25 protein-coding genes are annotated in these 24,011 nt (G+C 57.3%); all 25 read right to left on the reverse strand.

From position 1 onward, the window contains the following. Positions 1-102 precede the first annotated feature (102 nt). A complete protein-coding gene (locus tag GWQ22_RS13775) occupies positions 103-3,108 on the reverse strand; it encodes a hypothetical protein (protein ID WP_275930645.1) in 3,006 nt (1,001 codons plus the stop codon). Between the two features lie 133 nt (positions 3,109-3,241). Further along, complete coding sequence (locus GWQ22_RS13780; protein ID WP_275930646.1) at positions 3,242-4,642, reverse strand: hypothetical protein; 1,401 nt, start codon at positions 4,640-4,642, stop codon at positions 3,242-3,244. Between the two features lie 12 nt (positions 4,643-4,654). Beyond that, positions 4,655-4,894, reverse strand: coding sequence for a hypothetical protein (locus GWQ22_RS13785; RefSeq protein ID WP_042036974.1), 240 nt, complete (start codon positions 4,892-4,894; stop codon positions 4,655-4,657). After that, positions 4,894-5,274: a hypothetical protein gene (locus GWQ22_RS13790; RefSeq protein ID WP_042036976.1), complete on the reverse strand. Its 381-nt coding sequence runs from the start codon at positions 5,272-5,274 to the stop codon at positions 4,894-4,896. Before GWQ22_RS13790 ends, GWQ22_RS13785 begins: the two co-directional genes overlap by 1 nt. A gap of 10 nt (positions 5,275-5,284) precedes the next feature. Then, positions 5,285-5,917 (reverse strand): hypothetical protein, encoded by a 633-nt coding sequence (locus GWQ22_RS13795; protein ID WP_042036977.1) that lies wholly within the window; start codon positions 5,915-5,917, stop codon positions 5,285-5,287. Between the two features lie 10 nt (positions 5,918-5,927). Further along, a complete protein-coding gene (locus tag GWQ22_RS13800; protein WP_275930647.1) occupies positions 5,928-6,284 on the reverse strand; it encodes a hypothetical protein in 357 nt (118 codons plus the stop codon). Further along, positions 6,281-7,705 (reverse strand): hypothetical protein, encoded by a 1,425-nt coding sequence (locus tag GWQ22_RS13805; protein WP_275930648.1) that lies wholly within the window; start codon positions 7,703-7,705, stop codon positions 6,281-6,283. The genes GWQ22_RS13800 and GWQ22_RS13805 overlap by 4 nt, the downstream gene beginning before the upstream one ends. Further along, entirely contained in the window at positions 7,702-9,312 is a 1,611-nt protein-coding gene (locus GWQ22_RS13810; protein ID WP_275930649.1) for a hypothetical protein, read from the reverse strand. Before GWQ22_RS13810 ends, GWQ22_RS13805 begins: the two co-directional genes overlap by 4 nt. 78 nt (positions 9,313-9,390) lie before the next feature. Continuing rightward, on the reverse strand, positions 9,391-9,636 hold the full coding sequence (locus GWQ22_RS13815; protein ID WP_042036981.1) for a hypothetical protein: 246 nt from the start codon (positions 9,634-9,636) through the stop codon (positions 9,391-9,393). Positions 9,637-9,644: 8 nt separating this feature from the next. Beyond that, a complete protein-coding gene (locus GWQ22_RS13820; protein ID WP_157013376.1) occupies positions 9,645-10,136 on the reverse strand; it encodes a hypothetical protein in 492 nt (163 codons plus the stop codon). Continuing rightward, on the reverse strand, positions 10,120-12,516 hold the full coding sequence (locus GWQ22_RS13825) for a tail fiber domain-containing protein (protein WP_275930650.1): 2,397 nt from the start codon (positions 12,514-12,516) through the stop codon (positions 10,120-10,122). The genes GWQ22_RS13820 and GWQ22_RS13825 overlap by 17 nt, the downstream gene beginning before the upstream one ends. Next, on the reverse strand, positions 12,513-13,178 hold the full coding sequence (locus GWQ22_RS13830; RefSeq protein WP_275930651.1) for a DUF6682 family protein: 666 nt from the start codon (positions 13,176-13,178) through the stop codon (positions 12,513-12,515). Before GWQ22_RS13830 ends, GWQ22_RS13825 begins: the two co-directional genes overlap by 4 nt. A gap of 13 nt (positions 13,179-13,191) precedes the next feature. Then, entirely contained in the window at positions 13,192-13,836 is a 645-nt protein-coding gene (locus tag GWQ22_RS13835; protein ID WP_275930652.1) for a hypothetical protein, read from the reverse strand. Then, the gene (locus tag GWQ22_RS13840; protein WP_042036989.1) at positions 13,836-14,279 is read right to left on the reverse strand and encodes a hypothetical protein; all 444 of its coding nucleotides are present in this window, start codon (positions 14,277-14,279) and stop codon (positions 13,836-13,838) included. Before GWQ22_RS13840 ends, GWQ22_RS13835 begins: the two co-directional genes overlap by 1 nt. A 65-nt stretch (positions 14,280-14,344) precedes the next feature. Continuing rightward, entirely contained in the window at positions 14,345-14,734 is a 390-nt protein-coding gene (locus tag GWQ22_RS13845; RefSeq protein ID WP_042036990.1) for a hypothetical protein, read from the reverse strand. 65 nt (positions 14,735-14,799) lie between these two features. Further along, the gene (locus GWQ22_RS13850; RefSeq protein ID WP_275930653.1) at positions 14,800-16,017 is read right to left on the reverse strand and encodes a DUF4043 family protein; all 1,218 of its coding nucleotides are present in this window, start codon (positions 16,015-16,017) and stop codon (positions 14,800-14,802) included. Positions 16,018-16,087: 70 nt separating this feature from the next. After that, complete coding sequence (locus GWQ22_RS13855) at positions 16,088-17,023, reverse strand: hypothetical protein (RefSeq protein WP_275930654.1); 936 nt, start codon at positions 17,021-17,023, stop codon at positions 16,088-16,090. 274 nt (positions 17,024-17,297) lie between these two features. After that, positions 17,298-19,424 (reverse strand): portal protein, encoded by a 2,127-nt coding sequence (locus GWQ22_RS13860; RefSeq protein ID WP_275930655.1) that lies wholly within the window; start codon positions 19,422-19,424, stop codon positions 17,298-17,300. Beyond that, on the reverse strand, positions 19,424-21,121 hold the full coding sequence (locus GWQ22_RS13865) for a terminase (protein WP_275930656.1): 1,698 nt from the start codon (positions 21,119-21,121) through the stop codon (positions 19,424-19,426). Before GWQ22_RS13865 ends, GWQ22_RS13860 begins: the two co-directional genes overlap by 1 nt. A gap of 57 nt (positions 21,122-21,178) precedes the next feature. After that, positions 21,179-21,439, reverse strand: a complete 261-nt coding sequence (locus GWQ22_RS13870) for a hypothetical protein (protein ID WP_275930657.1) — start codon at positions 21,437-21,439, stop codon at positions 21,179-21,181. Between the two features lie 133 nt (positions 21,440-21,572). Continuing rightward, positions 21,573-22,487, reverse strand: a complete 915-nt coding sequence (locus GWQ22_RS13875; protein WP_275930658.1) for a terminase — start codon at positions 22,485-22,487, stop codon at positions 21,573-21,575. Further along, complete coding sequence (locus GWQ22_RS13880; RefSeq protein WP_244463058.1) at positions 22,488-22,667, reverse strand: hypothetical protein; 180 nt, start codon at positions 22,665-22,667, stop codon at positions 22,488-22,490. Between the two features lie 43 nt (positions 22,668-22,710). After that, a complete protein-coding gene (locus tag GWQ22_RS13885; RefSeq protein ID WP_275930659.1) occupies positions 22,711-23,265 on the reverse strand; it encodes a DUF2514 domain-containing protein in 555 nt (184 codons plus the stop codon). After that, entirely contained in the window at positions 23,265-23,756 is a 492-nt protein-coding gene (locus tag GWQ22_RS13890) for a lysozyme (RefSeq protein WP_042037003.1), read from the reverse strand. Before GWQ22_RS13890 ends, GWQ22_RS13885 begins: the two co-directional genes overlap by 1 nt. Next, on the reverse strand, positions 23,756-23,965 hold the full coding sequence (locus GWQ22_RS13895) for a hypothetical protein (RefSeq protein ID WP_042037005.1): 210 nt from the start codon (positions 23,963-23,965) through the stop codon (positions 23,756-23,758). The genes GWQ22_RS13890 and GWQ22_RS13895 overlap by 1 nt, the downstream gene beginning before the upstream one ends. Positions 23,966-24,011: the final 46 nt, after the last annotated feature.

The following is a 24,011-nucleotide window of genomic DNA, read 5'->3' on the forward strand; positions in this document are numbered from 1 at the left end:
GAACAGGGATTGCAGGCTGGAGCTCACTCTGGGAAGGCTGGCAAACACTGCAAAGTAAACTGGACGGCTTTATTGCCGCCAAAGAGATGATGGCTTCGGGGATCAAGATCTGATCAAGAGACAGGCCTCGACCGGCATGGCTTTGATAGCGCCCAACCCCTTCCATCCCTTCTCGTAGTTGGCCAAATAGCCAACGCGAGCGGCGGCTTCATCAACAAAGCCCATCATCACCTTGTGCTCGTCAAACTTGCCGCTCTTGGGATCAACCTGGTCCACTATAAAAACCGTCTCGCTATCTGGTTGGTCACCGATAAACACATCAACGTGATCACCGTCAGCACCGAGCGTTCGCTTGATATAGCCATAGTCGTGAGCCATGGTCGATTGCCACGCCTTGCCGGCCTGATCGGTGCCGGAGCGGATGGACCCCTTGGGATTCTCGAGCGCGATATGCAGCCCCTGCAGCGTGAGGCGCCCCTTCTTGTAGTTACCCGTCTCTTTCTGCGCATCGGTGGGCGCTGGCGCCACCTCGGCACGAGCTGCTTCGAGCTGCAGCTCCGACTCACTGGCGGCAGGCTTGGCAAGCTCTTGCACCTTGGTGGCCGAAGACTTGGCCACAACCAGCCCACCTTTTCCTGGGATAACCTTCACACCAGTATCCTTGGCCCAGCGCTTGATCATGGGCAGATCACCTTTCAGGGTGATGGTGCCGTCAGGGTTATTGATAGCCTCAGTCCACGGCGTAGGTGTCGATATGGTAGCCCCAGAAACAACAACCCCGGCATCAGTGGCCGGGGCTGTTTTCAGTGCAGGGTCATCTCGTGATGATCCATCAGGTGCAGGTAGATCAGGAGCGAGGTCTGCCGGATCTCCAGTTCGAGTTCGTCCGGCAAGTTCGGCAGTGGTTGGTTCAGAACCCGTTGCAGCTTGTTGGCCTGCTCCAGGCTGATCACCTTGTCGCTCACTGCTGATTGCAGGTACTGGGGTAACTGGCTCATTGCTCACCTCTGCTTGTGGCTGGCTGGTAACGGTGTCGTCGAGGCTCGTGGCACTTGCATGCTCCACCTCGGCAATCTCGGCCACCCCAAACCCGCCACCATTTAGCGGAACCGGGGTCTCCTTGCCCTTGCGGCTGGCAAGCTGAGCCTCTTTTTTACTGGCAAACGGCTTGCCTTTGCGTGTAATGCGTAAGGATTGAAGCGGGCCAAAGATCGAATCTGTCTCACTCCCAGCTCGTGCAATCGATTGATCACGAACCTGTGTGGCGGCCTCTGCTGCATGTTGCGACTCAATGCCGGGCTCAAACGTGGCGCTCTGCAACGCCTCACGTTGAGCAAAGCTATCTTTTTGCTTCTGCTCAGCCGTCTGCCGATACCCCTCTATCTCTCTCTCTTGTTCGGTTGGTGCCCTCAGTGCTTTGGGTTTGTGCCCCTCTGCTGCAACCTGTGAGGCCGTTTTGTTGCCAGCGAACGGATCCACCCCCAGTGCGCCAGACTGAGCCAGCTCGTAGAAGCTTGGTCCCTGCTCTCCCCCTTCCATCTGGGAGGCAATCAACTCTTGTATCGATTCTCCAAAATCACCAGCCAGCGCACGTTGTACCTCCGTATCCTCAGCCATCCCCTTGAAGCGCTCGGCAGTATCGTCCTGACGCAGATAGGCAGGTACATCCCTCACTTCATCAAACTGGCTTTTACTTGGGCCGAGTGGATTTTGTTCGACACTGGTTGGCCCAAGCTCTGCCTGCTCATCAACGGCGGTGGCCAGATCAGGCCCGTTCTCCTGTGCTTGTTCGGCAAGTGGCGCAGAATTGTCTGCCGCCATGGGGCCTGTAGCTTCATCAACCACTGGAGAGGCAGGCTCAGTGGTTGGATTGGTAGCCCCCTCATTAACATGAGGACCACCGCGCAGGCCGCCAGCAGCACCGACAACACCACCCGTGCCCATACCGATAAGGCCACCTTCCAGCGCACTTGAGACAACCCCTTTCATCGGGTCAATGTCGGCCGCTGCCACTTCGTTGAGGGATGCGTTCACAGCATATTGCTGAACACCCTCTTCAAGGGTCTCGCCGATCCCCTCACCCAGTGCGCCCTTGGCGGCTCCTTTTAACATGCCACCAGCAACCATCTTCCCTGCCAGCATTTTGAACAACATGGCATCACCCATCATGGACCCCATGGCTGCCGCGCCCCAAGTCTTGGCATCGCTCATGGTCGCGCGACTGGCCACATTGGCGGTTTCTTCCCTGGCCAGTGCCAATTTCTCATCGTCAGTGAGGTGAAGGGTTTGCTGATCTTGGTCGATACGAGTGAATGCCTGGCGGAACGTGTCACTCGCTGCCAGCTCGTCATAACTCATGCCAAGCACTGACTCTTTGGTATTCACACCGGCACTGCCTACAGAACCGGTCGCACCGGTTGTGACGGCGGCGCCTGTGGCAAGCCTGGAGACGGTCTTGGCGGCTACCGCCTCGGCCACCTGCTGCGTGGCACCACGCTTGACCATCGATGCAGTCACCGCCCTCCCAATGCTGACCTTGGCTGCAACACCAGTCACCCCGCCGGCCAAAAGGGTCGGCACCAGAGAACCGACCCCTTGTGCCATCTTCATGGCCCAAACATCGATATCACCCGCACCGTCCCCCATAATCAGACGGCCCTCCGGCGTTTCATCAACAAGCCGGCGGTTCATGGCCTCTTTGGCATCGGAGCTCATCCCTTCGGTCAGGGACTCTGCGCCAGACTTGGCAAGATCACCAGCCCCGGCAACGAAGTCCAGCACTGGGCTAAGCTTGCTTGCCAGGTTGGCGCGAGCCTGCTCCAGGTAGTCGCCCCCCTGCTTGCCCGCATTCTCTTTGCCAAACTCACTGGCTTGGCCTGCCAACTCACCGATCCCACCGACCAGCTCCAACGCGCCAGCTCCGATGCCACGGGCAAGATCACCAAGTCCCACCTCAAGATTGCGAGCAGGTGCAGCCTTGGCGGGAGTAGGAGCCAGGGCTGCAGAAGTTGCAGACAAGTTGCTATCGAGGTTGCTCCAGAACGGGTCAGTACGGGTATCGGATGATTGAGGCTGTGGCAGGGCGTCACGCAGTCCAGGCTTATCCATGGTGTCCTCGGCTTTTCGGCAAAAGAAAAGCCCCGAGCGGCGAACCGTTCAGGGCTTGAATGGGGGTGTGCTGGCCAAAAAACAGACTGGCCGACTATGGGGAGATGCTAACGCTGGGAGTGAGTAAAGACAACTACTGGCGGCCCTGAGCCAAGCTCATCGCCTTATAGGCGTCCGTCTTCGTATCACGCAGTCGGGTGGCGGTCACCGTTGCCTGCTCAGCTTTCTTCTCTGATACCGCCTGCTGGCGCCACATTTCAAAAGCAGTGTTCATTCTGGTCGGGCTCTCAAGCAGGCTATTGAGCTTGCCGTGCTGATTGGCCTCTTTGACGAACTGCAGGCGTTCGGGATCACCGCCCGTCCACGCCCTGAGTGGCGCCTCCGGCTTCGGAACGTGGGTTTTCCCGGTCATGCCATAGGTGTCCGCCAGGGCCGCCTTACTCTGCTCAAGCTGGGCATCCAGCGCCTCGAGCTGGATATCCTTGTCCTCAGTGTTGCTTGAAGAGATCCTCGCCCGGTTTTGCCCATGCTGGCTCTCAAGGTTGGTCACGGCCTTCTTGTAACCGGCCTGGTCTGGGCCTGCTGCCAGGCCAAGTGATACGCGCAACTGGTCGGCATTGCCGATCATGTGCTTGGCAAGGGCTGCTCGTTGGTAGGCGGGCTTTAAAAAGTCATTAATGGGAATCACCTTAGGAGGATCATCCGGGGAGGAGGTGCGATTATTGGTGACCGGTCGTACATCCTTGCTGCCATCGTCATAGGTGACCTCAACACCCAGTACTACTCCACGTCCATCTGGGCTCACCATGATGTTATTGAGCTGTTTAGCGGTGATGGTCTTGCCGCTATCCGGGTCAATATCCCCCACCCCTTTATTAACCTCATCCTGATATAGGGTACCGGCAGCTTTAATGAACTTCGGATCGTTAACCATGGCATGACCTTCCTGCGTAGAGGTATCAAGCTTGCCCTCTTGTGCCTGGCGCATCAGGTTGCCAGCATAGGTGACGAAGGTCTTCCCAGCCTCAGCATAGTCATGCTGTAGATAGCGCTCCGGGTTGTAGGAGCCTGCCCGCTTATCACGTACCACACCCCAGAATTGCTCACCGGGGTCTTTCCCTTCGGCCACAGCCTGCCAACCAGACTGGATAATGGGGTAATTCTCCTGTTGGAACAGTTGCTTCTCACGTTGGTCACGCTGCCACTGATACTCCTGCTGCTGACGAGCTTCACCGGCATTGGCGCGACGTTCTGCTGCTCCCGCCCGCACTTCAGAAGCCTTAACTTGTCGCTCAGTCAGTGAAAACTGCTTGTCATAGCGCTCGTCCGCCACATTATCTCGCGTCTTTGAGTAGTCCACTCCCTCCTGGTAACGCTCATCAGCAACACTCTGTCGATCCTGTTCGTTCTGCCACATGGCATCGCGCAAGCCCATGGACTTATCCATACGCTCATCGTCTTTCTGGCCACGTTGATAACGGTCCATGGTATTGAACCCGGCAAGAAACCCCTCTGCCAACCCTGATACGCCCATCTCTTCCCCCCCTTAAAACAGACTGTCAGCCAGAAAACCGATACCGGCCCCAATTGCCGTGCCCAGCCCCGGCATCACCATGGTACCAACTGCAGCACCTGTGCCGATTGAACTCATCGTCTGAGTCTTACGGGCCGACTTCAGGCTCTTGTTTGCCGTCTCAACCTCTTGCTCTCGGCTTGCCGCATCACGCAGGCCAGCCATTCCCTGCTGGCGCGTCTGGGCTCCGATCTCCAAAATCCCGTATCCCATTACATTCCCCCACCGGTTTTAATTGCATCACGCAGCCCGGCATCAGCACCGGTCAAGATCCCCATCTGGCGAGTCTGCTCCTGCTCACGCAGACCATTCTCTGTGCCTGCTGTCATCAAGGCAGAGCGCAGCCCTTGGCTGTTGTCGTTAACAGGTGAGGGGGCAGCAACCCCCATGCGGGCATTGCGATTAGCCGTGGCCTGCTGAGCTGAACGCAGGGCATTCGCATTGTTCCCATCCACCCGGCCAAGTTGGTCTTGGAGCAACTTGCCATTGGTGGCCAGTTCCATTAGTTCTTTCTGCTTGGGGTAGAAGCGAGTCTTCCAATCCTGATATTGCTCCCGGGTAATCTTTGCGTATGTATCTGCGGCGTATCCCATCGTTTACCCCTTAGTAACCCTTGCCCTGCAGCACCGATGCTGTCGGGCTGATCTTCTTGCTACCAGCCGCCACCGGGGTCTTAAGTTGCCCAAGTCCATAAGCGGTCGCACCACCGGCTAACGAGCCCACCAGTCCCGCCGTTGCCTGCTTATCCTGAAACGAGGTTTGGGCATCATTCACTGCCTTGCGCAAGCTGGTATTGGCCACATCCCCAATCCCGGCGAGAGATTCGGCCTTCTGGCCAGCGCCTATGCTCAATACATCCTTGAGACCCGCTACGTACTTATCTTGCTGACTAGATTGGGCCCGGTTAGTGGTGTCGGTTTGGCTCAATGCCTGGTCTGTCTCTAAACCTTCCATTGCGGCCTGGTACTTACCGCTAGTCGGATCTACACCACCGGCAGCCAAGTCGTCTGCTAATCCCGTGCGCGCTTCGCCAAAGGCTTGCGCTGTACCAAGGGCTGCCGTCCCAGCCACTTTGTCGTATTGCTGTTCGCTGTTGAGGTTATCGACCTTGTTCATAAAGATGTCCTCATACTGCTGCAGGTCGTTCTTGTAGAGATCCCATTGCTCCATGGCCACGCCAGCCGCCGCCTTTTGAGCCTCAGTTTCCTTGATTTCGTTCGAGCCACCCTTCCCCATCACCCACCTCTCACAGGTTGATCTGAAATACGTACAAGCCGTCAGCATCGTCCGGCTGACGCACCCACCCCAATTGCGGGGCCACTCTGAGCCACCCCTTACGCGCGGAGTGAAAACGCAGCCAGCGGGCACCGATCATGCGAACCAGTCGCTTCACCTCAGGCAGGTGGCGCTCCGGCGCCCCGCCATCCCCCCAACCTACCCACACCAGCACGCCGGTAGTTCCATGCTCGCTAACTGGCCTCAATACGAATCCGTCACCACCACGCACAAACAAAAACGCCACCCGGTTACGGATGGCGTCTTGCAGTTCAGCGGATAGATTAGGGTTGCCAGTGTCGTTGGCGATGCGCGTGATCGCCTTCATGAAAGAGACCCGCCTTGTTTGAACATCACAACACGCCCACTTTGAGAAGGGTCGCTACACACCCACCCGTCCCCCTTGATCCTCTGGATCCTGATGGTGATGAGCGGTTCACGATTCGCGGGGATGGTAATGTCACCAATATAAGAGCCGACTTCATCTACGCTGGTCACCGGTCCTTGTGATGGATTAGAAGTCGCAGATGCCGAGGCCATCGCTGTCAGCGTTTTCACCACAGCACCATCCATTAACACGGTTATCTGCATCGTCGTCGATTTGGAGTTCGATATAGGTGAGGAACCACTACCAGATGCAGTCACAGAGCACCCCACCATGCCAGCCACCCCAGGGATAGTAAGTGTTCGAGCGAAACCAACAGATTGGTTGATTTTGATACTGCAAACATCAATCGGGCCAACCTGTTTTGCATGTGTCACGCAGGCATAGTCTCGGGCAACATAAACATCCCCTACTATGCGATCGGCAAAAACCGTTCCTTTGACCACACAATCCTGCTCAATCGTGCAATTACCCAGGGTGATATTTTTGACATATCCGCCCTCCGCCCGCAGGCGATTGGTAAACAGGCTGCCATCGGAGTAGATCATGGTGTACCAACCCCAGCTCCAGCCTGCATAGGGACCACCTTTACCAAATCCCGCTGCGCCCCCAGCCATGAAGGCATTACCCATATCGAGCTGGCCACCAGTGATCAAGGGGGCACTAATACTGACCCCTGCCTTGATATAGTCAGCGGTGATCTTCTCTGAGTGAAGGATCTGGATGGTGGCAGCCTTGATGACCGCCTCTTTGATGGCAACCCTGCCATCATCAGTAACCCCGAATATGATCTCTTTCGCACTCGGGTTTGCCGGGTTATAGATTGCGAAGTGTGTGGCTGATGCAATGATTTCATCCACGTCAGGACTAGTCTGAGCCTTCAAGCCAGCGGTACTATGAAATGGCCCTGACAGTCCATTCTTGTTGATGAAACGCACCCAGTAATAGGCGGTTACTCCTTTACCTATTGAGTCTGAATAGACATTCGCCAGAGTTGTACCGATCGCCACTGCGATGGCGGGGTTGTCCACCTCAGCCCGCAATATCTCAGCATACGAGTGTCCTTTGTACCCAGGGATATCCCATGTCAGCGTGATGGTGTGAAACGCCCCATCTGCTGTGACATGCGTCGGGGCAACGGGGGGTTGCACCCCTGACCACTCAGGGTCTGTGGGCTTATCCGGCGGCAACTCTGGCACCACCGCCCCGCTGCTATTACGGCGCAAGTTAACCATGCCAAGGGCAGCGGCTTCTCGCAGGGTCAGCGCCTTGTCCAGCCGGTCGCCCTTCTGGCCGGTCAAGATCTGCATGTTTTCAGTCAGTCCCTGTTGGGTACCGCTGGCACGAAAAGGGCTCTTGCTCATGGCGCTGCGACCTCAGCAATACTGGAGCCCAGAGTAATGCGCTCGATCACCGCAGTGCCGGCCACCTCAACCTGCCAGCGCCTGCCACGCAAGGGGGGCAACCGGAAGACGCCAGCAGGTATCTGACCCTCGGCGAGTGAAAATACCCGAACATCATCAATAATCAGCGTAAAGCGACATTGGCTGATCTGGTCGCTGGTCACCCGAGCACAACCTAGCCTGACGCCACGTGGCAACTCAAACTCTTTAGATCGCCAGATCATCGGCAAGGGGGTCGCCCCACCCCGCCACTGATAAAGCTCAAGGCCCTTGGCCAACATCAGCGCATCAAGTTGCATGTCAGGCACCGCCGTATCCCAGCGACTCGATAACCAGCGCAGGTCTCCCGATTTCGGATCGAATACAAACCCATGGCTATCGGTCAGAGCAACATACTTGCCTTCGCTGTACCAGGCGCGCAGCGTGTCAGGTTTCATCAGCTGCCATTGCTCACGAGTAATGATCCCCTCGGTGATCAAAGTTCCACCATCGGCCCCCACACCAATCAGTCCATCAGGCGCGGCGTAAAGAACCATGCCATCCAGTGCCACCATAGACCTCGCGCTGACGCAGGCCTGCTGGACTGAGGAGAGCTTCTGCCCGGTGATGGCTGAGGGGGACGCACCTTGAAACAGATAGGGGTAACCCTTAGTGCCCACAACCAAGGCTGTATCGATAGCGGCGATGGCCACAATGTCATGCTCAGTCGTCAGCTTGTACTTCTCCGGCCAGGCGTAAGGCAGAAACGGCTCCGAGAACAGTACGGCATTGCCAATGAACCCGGCACAGATGCCATTCGCCATTTGACAGATACCGCGCATCTTGTCGGGGGGCATGATGTAGCCATAGGTCTCCAGCACCGGACCAAGCTCACCATCCTTCTTGCTGTCACTGTGAGTCACGCTTGCAATTGGAAGATCGGCAACCAGCAAGTAATCCGCCATCCCACCACCAGATACCGAACGATAAAGGCGGCGCCGGGTGATATTGCTGTTGTTGGTAGGGGCTGGAGACAACCCCACCAGCACGGTGGAGTTTGGGATAGTGATGGTGACTTTCCCGCTGGCAGGCCCTGGGGCTCCCTCTTCCCCCAAGCCAGTGACATAGGTCTCGACATAGAAGCGAGTTTCATCATCGGTGGGGTCATCATCTTTGCCGCCGCTAGGTGGGGTAACAGACTGCATATTCGGTGGTGTCGCTGGGGCGGGTACACCAAGCCTGTACCAAGCCGTTGGCTTGTTTGAGCTCCCCGTGGCGATAGCGTCATAGGTGAGCTTGGGGGATTCACCGTCGGTGAAATAGATCCGGTTGTACTGGTCCTGAGCGATAGGAGATCGCATGACCTCAACCAGCTTGTTCCAGGCAAACCAGTGATCGCCGTAGTAGTGAAACAGGGTATGGGGTACCAGAGGCAACGTCACGCTTACCCGCTGGTCACTCATCAATGGGGCGACAACCCCGCGATCGAAATAACAGTCTTGTGCCAAGGTGGCAGCTTCATCAGGCAACAGGTGGTCTGCCACCCGCGGCACCATCCCGCGCATGGTCACAATGTCGATCAGGGCCATGGTGCTTCCTCACCCGCTTGAAATGAAAAACCCCACTTGTGAGAGCAGGGCTATAAAATGGCGCAACGTTGAGGCAGCCTACCAAGCATCGCGAAGCGGGACCTTGCGCTCGTCGTACTCGATGCTATCCCGGCAGTGCGTCGAACTACGCATGATGAAATTGATGACCCTTTCCGCTCTCAACGCCCAGTGTTTACCTTGCTTGGCGCAGTAGCCTACGTTGCCAGAAATGGTCTCATCTGGTCGGCCACCCAAAATGGTGTTACCTAGCTGGTCCAGTGAAACCAGAATGCGGAAGAAATATCGGGTAACTCGGTTACTCATGTTATTCCTTATCGATAGGTAGAGCCTTCCGCCGTAATGTTCACCGTTTTAACTACGGCACCGTTCAAAATGAAGTCGATTGCAGCGGTAATAACCTGATAGCCCGAATAACCAGGGGCTATACACCCCACCCCGCGCCACGTTCCATCCGGGGTAAAAGCAGTGCCGTTAGAGGTGCCAGAGAAAATCACCGATCCATCTCCCCCTGTGCGTCGGATTCGGATCTGGCACATCCCTCTTGTAAGCTGGGTATTAGAGAGTCCGGAACCACCTCCCCATATGTCATTTCCAGAACGCCAGAAATAAAGCATTCCGTCTGCATTCTCTGCTACTGGGTTACCGGGATTTCCAATTATCGAAAACGCACTTTTACCGGCGAGTTCCCCTATGTAACGGGGAGCACTGATACCTGCCTTGCTCAGAATATTGGAAGCCCAGCCGTTCCCCCCGAACTCGCTGTTGGCTTGAGACAACAAGAAAGGCTTATTGGGAACCGCCATCCAGGGCCTCCACCTTCTTGTCCAGCTCTTTAATGGCTTCAACTACCAGTGCAAGGATGCCCGCCGGAGCCAATGACAAGTAACCATCGTGGTTTAAAAAAACTGATTCAGGCTGCACGGCGGCCACCTCCTGCGCGATCAACCCTGCTTCACGCCGACCCATTTTGTCGTACAGCTTTCCGTGCAATCTCTTGACCTTACCTAACGCATCTCGAATCGACTCAAGATTCCCTTTGAGTCGCAAATCTGAGCGGATGTAGACATCATTGAAATTTCCGTTCTGCGCGACAACATCTGCATATGCGCCTGCGCCTTGTTTGTAGAAATAGAACGTCGATCCATCTCTCATTTGAATGCTGCCAGCAAACAACCCGGGTTGGTGGAATCCATAGGTTGGGAACACTGTGTTGGCAGCTCCATTGCCATTTGCCTCAAAACTCCCTGCGCTGTAGTCATTCCCTGTGCCGTAACCAACCCAACGAGAAGGTTGACCTGTTACTTCGCCCCAAGATGGCCAACGCGAGGCTGTAACCGGGATCTGGTCGAGCTGACTCCAGGGGTGTCGGTGCGTTGCAGGGGCCAAATCAGGTTTACCGGTCACCTCACCCCACGCAGGCCAGCGGGAGGCATAGGCGGGGATCCCCGTCAGTTGTGACCAGGCATGGGTGTGGCTGGCCACGGCCGCCCCTATCTCTGCAATCGTGGGCCAACGTGTAGCGTAAACAGGTATGTTGGAAAGCTGAGACCAAGGGTGGGTATGTTCGGAGGGCGGCATGGTCACCGGCTTACCGGTGATATCAGCCCAGCCAGGTACCCAACTTGCGGGCCGAGCACCGACATCCGCCGCACTGAGCACAACAGCCCCTGTCATGCTATTGACCGAGATCACCGCATCCGAGCCATCAATTTTGAACCACGTTCTAGTCGCAGGATCCCAGTGCAGGTAATCACCAGCGACATAGGCGACGTTTGAGATTGCCCCGGGATGGGAGATCCGATAGAACGGAACACCTTGACCCGCAGCCGGCGTGACTGGTGCCCCTGCGGCCGCACTCCACGGCCCCGCCCAGACAAGCTGTGATGTGATGGCCTGCGCCCACTTCTGGGCCTGCAATGCCCAGTGCAGAGCAGAAAACTCCCCGGGGCGCCCGTTGATATCGCTCCCTTCCGGGTTTTGGGCCCAAGATTCGGCCATGAGTTCTGCCTGGCTAGCCCGTTGAGCACTGCTATTCGCCAATGCTTGATCCTGCGTCGCCTGACTTGCTTTATCACTGGCTGTATCTGCGGCAGCAAGCGCCAGGGCCGCTTTCGCCACCACCACATCCCGCATCCCCTGGACAACGCTCTTCGCCAATTCCACAGATGTGGTATTTGTGCTGACCTCCTTACTCTGTACAGCCACCGTCGCGGCATTAGTGGCAACCTCCCCCGCCTGCGCTTGAACCAAATCGCCATCGGCTGATACCTGCTGGGCCAAGATGGCAACCCTTCCGGCATGCTCTATCGTGATCACCTTGGCACTCTCAGACGCTTGAGCTGCCAGATCTGCATTGCTGGCATAGGTCTGCGCATGGGTTGCAGACGAAGCAGCTGCGGCCTTGGCGAGACTGGCAGCATTCGCTTGGGAGGTAGCCGTGCTTGCGCAGGTCGTGGCCTCACTCGCCTTGATAGTGGCGGTCGCCGCACTTTCACTGGCATTGGCCGCTTGGGCTGTAGCCGTTGCGGCACTGGCCCCTGAGGCCAAAGCACTGGCGGTAGCTGCAGCAGCGGAGTCACTGGCCTTGACTGCATGGTGCAAAGCGGAATTTTTGCCTGCCACTACCGCCACATTCAACGGATTTTCTGCCCATTGCAGTGCCCGCGTGGCTGAGGCTGTGGCCGCCGTCGCACTGGTCGCCGCCTCATCCGCTTCACTGCCTGCCATATTAGCGGATGCCAAGGCTGCACTCGCCTGTTCGGCCGCCAGCTGGCTAGCCCGTTGCGCGTCACTCACGTCATTGCCAGTCTGGATCCGATCCCGACCGGTTGCCTCAGCCGCAGACTCAGCCCTTTGCATCGCATCCACAGCGCGACCTAGCAAAGGTGGCGTCAAGTTGATGCCGCTATCGACCAGGATGCTGTTCAGTGGACCATCTGCGCCTGGAGACACCACCACCCCGGTCCCCAAGTAATCCATGTCACCACACTGGTCATTCTGGGCATAAACATCGTAGGCGCCCACTGCCAGCGGGAATCGATACCGACCAGCAGTATCACATTTGAACGTCAGTACCGAGCCCATCAACACTTCACTGGTCGTGGTGAGGGACCGCAACTCGATGATCGCCCCGGGTACCAACTTGCCAGCGGGATCAGTCATCACTCCGTAGATGTGGATCATTGGCGCCGTCCATTGGTACTGGCCTGGCTGTCTCGCATCGCTAACATAGTGGCATCTGTTTCAGTACTGACCGATAACGCCTGACTGAATGATTGCAGGTGGAGTTGCCCTCTTGACGCATTCGCCGTCACCTCGGAGTCACGCATGAACGCGCGATAGATGATCCAGTCCAGACAAGGGGTGATATACCGGTCATCGACCTGAACGCTCACTCCCGACTCGACCTCGGCTCTCGTTACGGGTGTAGGGAGAATACTGAGCACCAGCTCAACACTCATCCCAACCTTCACTCCGGGGTACAACCAGAAGGCACTGATATTGGTGGGTTCGTGGATATATAGCTCCGCCTCTTCCCCACCGGTACTGCTGGCCCAACTCGGGATTAAGCTCTCTAGATCAGCGCGGGACACATAGCGGATCGACTTGCCTGTAAGCGTGTTGCGCTCAATATCTATCAGTTTGATGGTGCCAGCAGGCGCGGTTTGCCGAGTGCCTGCTGCACAGGCAAAGGGTTGAGTCTTAATGAAGATGTCCGGCCTGGCGCTGGCGATCGCGGATATCGCACTGTTGTAGTAAGAGATCAAATCCTCCAGACCCCAGCTAATCCGCGGTGTATCGGTCAACTCAGTTGAGGCTCGATTCAATATTTCACTGACCAGCATGACTCACCTCATTTCAGAAGAAGTTTCGTTTTCTGACGGGGTTGTGAACCCTTGCACTCTCGGTTTGCTCAATGCGGAACCGGTATGCAGCGCGGATCCCGTCATAAAACTTGCGACGATTTATCTGAGCCAGTTCAGGGTTTGTCCACGCCTTGGCGTGAAGCTGCTGCAAGAGATACCCAGCCCCACAAGCCAGCTCATGGGCGTAGTCCTCAACGAGAGCAGATGGGATCAGCGTTGCGGTCGGTAGAGGCTCAATGGCCCCGACGATGCAAACATCGCTCAGCTGTTCAAGGAAGCGGATGGACTCGGCAGACTGTGCGTGATAGTGCATGCCAGGCGTCAGAATGATGCCGCCTGCGGTGATGCGATGGAGCACCGATCCCGTCACCTGCGGATCTTGCACATCCTGTCTTGCCTGACGATTGATACTGCTGGCCCGGGCAAAACTAACTGTTTGTCCCTCAAGCACCTCATCAAATTTGCGCTCCGAATGAACCAAAACGCTTTCTTTACAGAAAATGATGGCAGCCTCGATGAGGTAGCTATGCACTAATGCGTCAGCACCTTCCGTGTGCGGCAAATGGAGAACCCGCTGGCGAACCAGCGGGATCATAGGAGCGGTGCTCACCAACCGGCTATCTTGTACCGGCACCATTACTCACTACCTTGCTCAACGGCCAGCTTGGCTTTCAGCGCATCACGCACCCGCAGGCGGAACTCGCCAACCTTCTCTTGCGGGCCTTGTGGATCAATTTTCAGATCATCCCCCTCTACCAGAGTCGCCAACTGGGCAGAAGTCAGCTTGGCCAGATCACGGTCACCAACGATCATGCTTTGCTCTTCGGCAAAACGGGCCGCCTCCCGCGCCAGTCGTCCTGCCTCCTCGGCAGCCAGCTTGGCGATGGTCTCTTGACGCAGAATTTCACCAGGCAGGGCATCGGCATGGATCCAGACGGAGGGGAACTCCAGCAGTTGCATGGCAATGTGGCTCTCAACATCTACGGTCACATGGCGAGGAAACACCATGCGGGAGCCGGTCACGGTGTCTTTCTTGCTCGGCTTGTCGCCGATATAAACCACGGCAATTTTGTCGCTCACGGCAATATCTCCAATCTTGAAATGAAAAAGCCCGGCATAAGGCCGGGCACGTAGCGATGGGCGAGTTATAGGTTGCCAATTACCTCATAATGCAGCTTGAGCTTGGCAGTACCTGTCGCCGCGCCACCGCCAACCGTGAGGGTTAGTTCCTGCCCCTCCTTGGTGAACAAGTCATCCACCGGAATGTACTTGGCCACGGCGGTTACCGTGCCCTCAGCATTCACAATGGTGGCGGTACCGACCTTGGCAGTCAGCGTAGTGCCGGCGCCCAACGCACTGGTGATCAGGGACACCCCCACCACCTTGAGGTTGGACTCAACCTTGTCGCCGAACACGATCACATCCCCTGCAGGCAGCGCGGCCAGCTTGGCAATAAAGGTCGGGGAAATGGAGAGGTTGCCGAACGCGCCGACAAACCAGCGGCGGCAAGTGGCTATCAGATTAATCTTGGCCATGATATGGCTCCTTGTCTGGTCAACAAATGACAGAGAGCCTGATGACCCTCTGCGTCAGTGGGTTATCAGCGAACTATCGGGCTCACCGCAGTATCCAGTGTCATGCAGCCATGATCCTGGATGTTGCCGTTCTTCTGCTTGAAGCGGATCTTCTGCAAGCCCCCCATCCAGCGAACGGACAACTCAGTAGCATTGTCGTGGTCAGTTTTCTCTTCAAACATGCCAAAGGAGCTGCCCTGCTCTCCCGAACCAAACGCATTGGCCAGCGCCTGACCGCCCAGCAGAATGGCGCGGTCGATGGTGGTGCCCGCTACCTTGTCCACTTCCACCCCTGTAGCAGACTCGGCCGCACAGACTTTCACGAGACTTCCCTGGTTAAAGCGAATAGGCATCCCCTTATAGGGCTTGACCAGAATGCCGCGCCACATCGCCCCTTCCCCCAGGAAGATCGGGTGATTCCAGCCTTTACTGCGCACCGTGACCGCGGCCAACATGGCATTCCAGTCCTTGCCCGAGGAGCTGGTGTAAAAGTCGTGCCATTGGCGCGAGGTAACGAAGAGCACGAAGAGGGGCTCGCCACCTGACGGGTCAGACACCATCCGAATAGGCTGGATGGGGTTGGCCATCTCAGACAGAAACAGCGCCATGTTGTCCACGCAGCCGAGATTGAAACGGTCGGCCGCATCGATGGTTTCGAAAGAAGTCGCATCCCCGCCAAAGAAGTGACGCTGATAAGTCGGTGCAGTGATCGGGTTGATCATGATTTCTGCAAACTCTTCATCATCTGCCAGCGGCAGGATGATGTCGTCCGCTGCATAGTCGCCACGGGCACCAGCCAGCTGAACGAAACCGCGCTGGTCTGTCAGGCGGCCGTAATAACCATCAGCCAGCAACACTCGCGCGGTCTTGATCAGGTCATGCTTGGTACGCTTCTGGCTCATCTTGCCCCCCGCGTCCACACCATGACGGGTCTGGTTGATCTTGAGCGAGAAGTCGGCAAAGGCCAGACTCTCGAGACGGCCAGCTATTTTCTTGTCTCCCATGGTCGGGCGACCACACAGTTGATGGAACAGCTGCATATCCACTTCATCACCGGCATTTTTGCTCAGGTCAGTGATACGTACCACGGGAGCTCCCGCACTGGTTTGCTTACCACCGTTGACCTTGGCACCTTTGGGCGCCTCTTCAGTCAGCAGGTTCACCAGCGAATGGGAACGGTTGGCAGCTGTAAACAAGGCTGCCTGCATAATCTTGTTGGCTTGCACCGAGGTGACTTGGGTCATGATCCTCTCCTACCTAAAAACAAAAACCCCGACACAGTGGTCGGGGTTTGCGTGTTAATCGTGTGGTGGGTTAATACCCGGCTTGCTCCAGTAGTGCCTCGAGTTGGGCGTCCGTCATGGACCCCATTTCGCCGACCAACTCGGTCTGCGACATAGAGCCGTAACGGGCAACACCGCTTTCGGGTGCTTGATGGGTTTGGCCGAGGGCCGAGGGACTGGACGGGATGAAGTCAGCAGACGTCTCTGCTTCCTTGCTGGGAGCCTTGGCCGGCGGTGGAGCAGTCTCCACCATGTCACCAAAGGCCAGCTTGGTGCGACGCGCTGCCTCTGCAAATCGCTCATCCAGTGACTTACCTTGCCACGCGGGGTCTACCTGAAGCTTTTCATCGACGATGATGGCGAAGTCGAAGCGGTCTTGGTCCTTGTCCCGCCAGTTAATCAGGTCAGGTACCGCCTGCAGAGCGGCCTGCACCGGATTAACGGCAGGTTGAACCGGTTGCACCACAGCAGGCTGTTCCAACAGCTGGATTTTTCGAGCCATGGCGGCCATTGCCTTCCCGATCTCCGGGAAATCCTTCGCCAGTTGCTCTACTTCATCCAGGTTGAGCTGGTCTGGGTCTGCATCGGGATTTATTCCGTGCTTTTCCAGTAGCGCCTGCAGCGTGTCCCGCTCTGCCTGAGCCTGCTGAGATAGGCTCAACTGCTCACGCAGTACCTTGTTCTCATTGCGTGCTAGCTCCAGCACGTCATACGGGATCGTGTGTTGACCACTCTTAGCCAGGATCACCTTCTCGGGCACCTTGGCCACTTCACCGTCCTGTTCGGCGTTAGCTGGTTCGGTACTGGCTGCCACTTCGACCGCCGACGGCGCGGTGTCTACGTCCGTTTTCTCGGTGACAGTGCCAGCTGTTAGCTCTGGATCGCCCTCTTGCTCGATCTCAGCCAGCATGGCTTCCAGTTCGTCCAGGCTTTCAGTCCCGGTCAGGTTGTCGATGTTCGTATCCATGGTTGTCCTCGTGGGTTTTCAGTGGGTGGTATCGCTGCCCAAGCGGGGGAAAGTTCTCGGGGAAAGCTCTCCCCGGCTGGGGCTAGGCATAAAAAAACCCGCACGAGGCGGGCAATAGAGCATGACACTACAGGTGAGGAAAGCACCTGTCTGAGATTGTCCTGCGTTTGATTTTTACTAACAACTGTCAAATGTCACAAACAAAAAGGCCCAATCTCGAGAGACTGGGCCATGTTGGGGAAATCCTAACGCTGGGCGGTGAGGAAAGCAACTATCAGAGCGTGATGGCATCAATCTGCTGCTCAATGGTGGCCAGCAGCTGAGCTTGTAGGGCTGCCTGCTCGACCTGGATCCCCTCTTGTTCGGCAACCAGCAACTCCATTTCCTGCAGGGTCTTGCCTGTCTGGGCCTGCTTAAGCGCATCCTCGAACCGGATAGAGTCGGTCAGCTTGGCGATGCGTTGGGCTTCTGCCTGCCACTTGGCCGCCTTGCCTTCCAACTCAGCCAGCTTGGCCTGCATCTCACGCATGGCCATCTCCTGCTCCATCTGTTGTTGCTGGGCCTGCTGCTCGGCGGCGGCACGTTCCTCCTCGTCCATCTCCTCGGGATCTTTGGGAATGTTGAGGGCATTGCGGATCCGCTCCACGAACTCAGCTTTGCGCGGTACATCCATCAGCTCAACCAGCAGATCAAAGCATGCTGCAGCTGCTTCCGGTGGCAGCTGTGCCATAGCCTGCGTCATTCGCTCTGCCAGTTGTTGCTTGTAGGCTGCGGTCTGCTGGATGGGTGCCAGGGCAATATGGGCTCGCAGCCGGGTCACATCGTTACTCAGCTTGCCATCTTCCTGCTCCACGTTGATCACCACCGCCTTGCGGCGGCGTGGGTCATCCCGGTTGACGGTAACCTTGTAGTTCTTCTTGGCTGCCAGCTCCTCAAGCAGATATGACAGCGCCAGTTGCCCAACCAGTTGGCAGCCCATCCGGTAGTTGTCGTTGATCTCGGAGAGTGTCGTGGCGCCCTGCTCTACCAGGTTGCTGATGGCAACACCTGACTGGCCAGTAGTCCCCTGCCCCAAGAAGGCGGCATAAACCCCCATAGTATCTTGAATGAGCTTCACCGAATCCTGCATCACCTGGAACTGCTGGGCAGCCACGTTGAAGTCCTGCTCAACCTTGAAGGCGTCACTCACACTGGTCTTGTTGACGCGATCGGGGTTGAGTTCAACCAAACCATCCGGGCGCTCGACCTGCTCCAATACCTGCTCTCGGGTCATGTTGGTGGCGTCCTTGTCCATGATGACGCGCTTGGCCTGCAGCAAGAAGGTCAGCTTTATACGGCGCAGATTCACCTCGTCCTGAGCCGGAATGGCGCGGGCTATCAGGCCATAAGGTTCACCAGAGCTGTCCTTGCGGTATCCCCAGAACGGCACCAGCGGATACATGTTGTGAGGCGCACTGCAGGGCCGATCGACCAGGTGATGGGGACCAACGAACCAGGACTCGCGGATCACGGCTACCGGTCGGCGTTCCAACCTGGCGCGGCCCGTGGCAACGGCGGCAAGATGAAGTTGGTTGGTCTTGTCATATTCCAGCGCCCGACCAGAGTCGAGCATCAGCACTTGGCGTGTGGTGAAGGTGCGGTAATAAACCACCTGCAGCAGGACGCGATCACGCTCCCTGCTACACCACTCGACCTGTTTGCTGTCAAAAGAGCTCCACTCATCGAAGGCACTGACCAGATCGGGGGCCATTCCTTCAATCGAGGTCAGGCTGACTATCCCATCCCAATCATTCACGCCCCACGTCAAAGCCTCGGCTTTGCTTGGGAACATGGACTTGGCCTCATCCAAATCAACCCAGCGGCGGCGCATCAACCACCTGCAGTCGGTAAGCTCGGGCTCACGACTGTGCCAATCCCAATACACCTCGTCCCGATGAATGTTACTGAACTTGTAGCGCGGGCCGAATGGATCATCTTGGCGGCGTACTTCAACCCAACCGATCCCGGTCTTTATCTGTCCGGCATAGGCTTCACCCCGTGCCCGATCTAACCCACCCAATCGGCACATGTCGGCGTATTCAGCGTTAACGGCCTCGGCCATCTGTTCCAGCTCATCATCGTGGTCATCCGCAATTACCATCAGATCGGTACGGCTCTTGGCCTCCATGCCCAATACTCCATCAATGGTGGGAGCGATCAGGTTATGGATGGTGAGTGGCTGCCCGCGCTCTTCCAGCGCTTTCTTCACACTGGCCGGTAGCTGGTCATTGTCATAGTAAGCACAGGCGCGATTGGCCAAGGAGCGCCAATCCGGCTGGCCATTGATGTCACTCATCAGGTTGAGCAGGCGTGAAGTATCGAGGCCACCCTGTGAGGGGGCCTTGGGTTGGTTCTTGATCATCAGTTGGCCATCCAGTGCTTGGGTTTACGTGCGGTGCCGGACTTGACGATGCGAGCAGGCATTCTGGCCCGCATCTCTTGGGCAATCATGTAGCTGACGAGCTGATCGTCGTAACATCCGGTCTGGGCATTCATGCTGCCCCGTTTGTCGTAGACGTAGGTAGTTGCTTCACTGATGGTGCCTATCCAGTAAATCCCGGACTGGCCGGCGCGCAGCAGGTCTTTCAGGCCATCCACCAAAATGGGTTTGGATTGCCGGGTGGTGAGCCAGCCAAGACGCGGGGTCTCATCATCCCGATCCCGGTCGATGTATTCCTGGGCGTAGATGCGCCGTATCGGATAGTGATCCCGCAGGGCCAGCATCACCGCATGGCCATGGTTGTTGCGTTCGGGGCCGATATAAGCTGGGCCATACTCATCAGTGCCATACCACTTGCCGACATGAGCCAACAGCTGGGCAAAGAGACCGGGATCTAGATGCCCGTACCAGTGGACTACTTGCCGACCATCGCTCTTGGTAACCACATCAAACGATGAGCGGTCACCATGCTCCAGGCCTTCTGCCACATCAGCACCAATGGCGTAATCCTCGTCAGGGTCGGGCAGCTCCCACACCAGCAGCATGTTCTCGAGTGAACGCTGGCCCTGATCGTCTAAGTGCTCAGGCTTGCTCGCCTTCTCCCTTCGACCGGTGACCGGGTCCATGTCATAGACAATGAGCGGGGCCATGCAGTCACCCTCTGCGGCCATCGTCACGATGGGGTCGAATACCCTACGGCCAGAAGTCAGGAAGGCCTCCAGCGGCGTGCTGGGGAACTCCTGCTTCATCTCCACACCCTGAGTCGACTCCTTGAGTAGATACCATTGCCGTTGTTCGTCGGTAATGGTGCAACTCATCGCCTTCTCTACAGCGGCGAAGTATTCGAGCTGGGTTTTGCTGGCCGTCACACCGGCTCTCGGCACCACTGCCACATACTTCGGATCTTGCCACCAACCAAAGAAGTGAAATTTCCAATCCTGCTGGGTCAGCTCGTGAGTGGTTCGGGCCAGCTCGAGGGACTTCATGCTCATGCTGTGGAAATCGCCGCCTACCCCTTCTGCCGTTGATTCGATGAAGGCCACGCAGCCGGGGTGAATGGCGTTAAGGGTACCGGTTCGCACCTCCTTGGCCTTCTCGGGGTACTTGGCGCAGATCTTCCCGTGCTCCGACACATGCAGGCGCTGGACGGTACCGGATCGAAATGAGGTGGCCACCTGGATGCTGGAGCCATGGCGAAACAGGATGTAGCCACCGTTGGCGCCACCGCGGCGAGAGGCCACCGGGAAGCAGGCCTTGAGCCATGTCGGCAAGTTATCGAACGGCACTTCAATCTTGGTGCGGTAAATCTCGCCGGCCGCCGTCAGGTCCTGGGCGATGATCCCGCACTTGATGCTCTTGTTGAACAGCGCCTCATCCAGCAAATAGATATCGATGGCGGTGGAGAAGCCTATCTGACGTGCCTTCAGCACGATGTTGAGCCACCACATGGTCTTGAACAGCAGCTCCTGCGCCGGTCGCAGCCTGAATTGCACCAGCTCACCCTGCTCATTCTCCACCATGTAGAGGTTGTTCATCCGCCACCACTTATCGCTGAGCTTCGAGCGGATATAGGCAATCTGCTCCGGCTCAGTCATGAGGGAGATATCGGGTCCAGTCATGGGGGATCTCAGGCAATAAAAAACCCGCCGAAGCGGGTTTGCATGGGTGATGTGAGGCTATTCGCGCCCTTGGGCACAAGATGCCCAGGCGTCTGATATGGCTTGAGTCTCTTCTCTGGCTGAGACGCGCTGCCGAATGTTCTCGGCCAGCATCTTCACATGGAGGGAATCGGCAATCATGGCTCCCATCTCGACCAACACGCGGTTGCGGTAAAGGCGGTATGGCTCAAGCAGGATGCTCTCAATTGCGGTGGTGGCGGCAAAGTCTGAATCTTGATCCGGGCCAATACCTAGAACTGGCGGCAGCTCGTACTGCACGCTACGACCAGAATAGAGGTCATCACATACCCCTCTCGGGAGCGGGCAATCAGCGATGAAAGCCGACTCGCCTACTTCATTCTTTCCGTAAATCCTCATCACACCCCCCAACAGATAACACCTGCCAATTTTATCACGACATCAGCCCGCCAGTCCCCATCCCCTGCAGCTCAGCGGTCATCTCAGCCACTGGCGTCATATCGGCACCACCATCCTTCTCGAGCAGGTCAGCCTCAGCAGTCAGCTTGCGGGTCGCGGCCTTGATGCGCTTGGTGTCAGCCTCAATCTTGGGCCCATTTACCTCATCGATGCGCATGGAGCTCAAGGTGCGCTCGATGGACTCGATCCGCTGGATGTTGCGGTCGAGGGCCTGCTCGGCGCGCAAGATCTTGTCATAGAGCGCGAGCCGGTCGGTCATCTCCTGCGCTTCGGCCAGATCCTGCTGCAGGGCCTTCAAGGTTTTGGTGACCGAGAGTACGCGAGCCCTGGTGAATAACAGCTCATCCCGAAGTTGCAGTTCTTCGGCCTGGTCGAACAACTCATCGGCATCGAGGAACTTGGCGTAACCGCCATGGGTCTTGGTCAGCTGCATGCCGGGCTTGATGTTCGCTGGCGGATTGGGGTTGCCAGCATTGCCCACTGACTCGCTGTTCCCCTTATCAAAGCGCCCATCGGCGTGACGTCCGGACTTGTTGTTGGGGTTCAGGCTTGAGTCCGCCGAGGGTTGTGTGGATGAAGAAGATCGTCCCCCTTGTCCTCTTTTCCCTTTTTCCTTTCCCTCTTTGGCTTTGCTCTCATTGCGCATAGCGTGCGCAGTTTCATCCAAATTGCGCACGTTGCCCTTGGATAATTGCGCACGATTTTGCGCACTACGCACACTGGGCTGCGCAATTTTCTCGTCAGCCTGCGCATCACTGGCCTTGATGTAGCGCCTGGCAGACTGGTAATTCAGTCCATGCTGCTCGCACCATGCCTTAGGGCTGATGCCAGTCTTGGCATAGGCGCTTTGATACTGAGTCGCCACGCTGCTCCAATCGGTCTTTGCCATTTAGAGAGATAACTCGCCTTCAACGATGGTGTCACCAGGTACCGGCTTGTGAGTCGCTGGAACCACAACGGAAACACCGGAGGAAAGAACAACCAGGGCCTCGCCTCCGCCGTAGTGCTCTACGCTGGCGATTACCCCAGTCACGTCGATACCGTTTATCACTTCACTGCTCCAGTTCATCTGCATCACCTTCTCCCCTTCCCCAGAAAGACAAACCCCGCCGTTATGGGCGGGGTTTCATAGTCCCGGTGCGCAGGGAGTCATAGGCTCGTTCACAGGCTAGTCCTGATACTCGAGCTCTGTCATACGCTGCTGCCAGCTCACCCGCTCTTTCATCAGCCCGGCTGAGCAGGTCGGCGAGCACCATTGCAGGTTGTTCGGCTGCCGGGCCTCCTTGGGTAGAGCCGGGATAACTGGCACACTGACTTGCTCTGGCTGCCAAGCGGCGGGCTTGCTCGCGCAACCGGCCAGACTCAATGCCAGCAGCAGTGGCATCAGCTTGTGCCTGGGCGATTTCTTCTTGTGCATGGTCTCTCACCTCATCAATTTCAGCCTGCCGGCGATTCTCTTCTTCCCGAGCCTCCTGCTCAGCCTTGGTTCTGGCGGTGGCGAGCCTGGTGGCCTCTTTATTCCACTTCGCCTGCCAGGTCTTGCGCTCCCCCTCTTCCCCATCGGAATGGCCGGACTGGTAGAGCGCCACCCCGCTGCCGGCCAATGCAGCTATCACCAGGGCGCCAGCCAGGAACGACAACGTTCTGCTTTGCGGGATCGTCACCATCACTCCCCCTTGCACTTGGCATTGAGGCGCAGCCGGTCTTTCCACAGCCCAGGGCATACCCTATTCCCCGGCGCAGAGCAGTCCTGGTTGCCAGCACGCTTGAACAACAGGATTGCCTCACACGCCCCGGGATAATCGCCAACGTTCAGGCGCTTCACGATGGTTGAGCGGCAGAAGGCTCCTGGGCCAATGTTGTGGGAGAGCTCGACATAGGCATCGAACTCATACTGATGGAGGGGAGCCCGGATACAGGCCTTGAGGGAATCCTCGAACACCCGCACCTCCCGCAGGCTTCGGTTCACCGCAGCGACAGGGGTGATTGTGTCGCCCATCCTGACCCCTTCTGTGCTCCCAAACCCGATGGTGGGAAGCTTGGTACCGTGTACCGGGTCGGGGTAAGCCACTGGGCCATACCCCTCCCGATTTAGGATCCCCACAAAGCCGGCTGCGCTCAGCGTGAGAGCAGCGATTGCGATGCGGACCTTGCTCACTATGCACCTCCCTGCTGGCGACGCGGCTTGATGATATTCGACCAGATGAACCAGCCCATCTGGACCGCGATCCACGTCAACGTGGCCGCGAGCACCCAATCATTGAGCGAGTACCCGGCCAGCGTCATGCCGGACACAACGACAGGCGGTGCAGTCTTGGCTACCCCTGCAGCAGCGGCAGCCGTCGCGAACCCTTCCTCTTTGGCCATGCGCCCTCCCTCCAGAAACGACAAAGCCCGCACGAGGCGGGCCAGA

Source organism: Aeromonas sp. 1HA1 (genome assembly GCF_029237385.1).
Lineage (GTDB): Bacteria > Pseudomonadota > Gammaproteobacteria > Enterobacterales > Aeromonadaceae > Aeromonas > Aeromonas popoffii.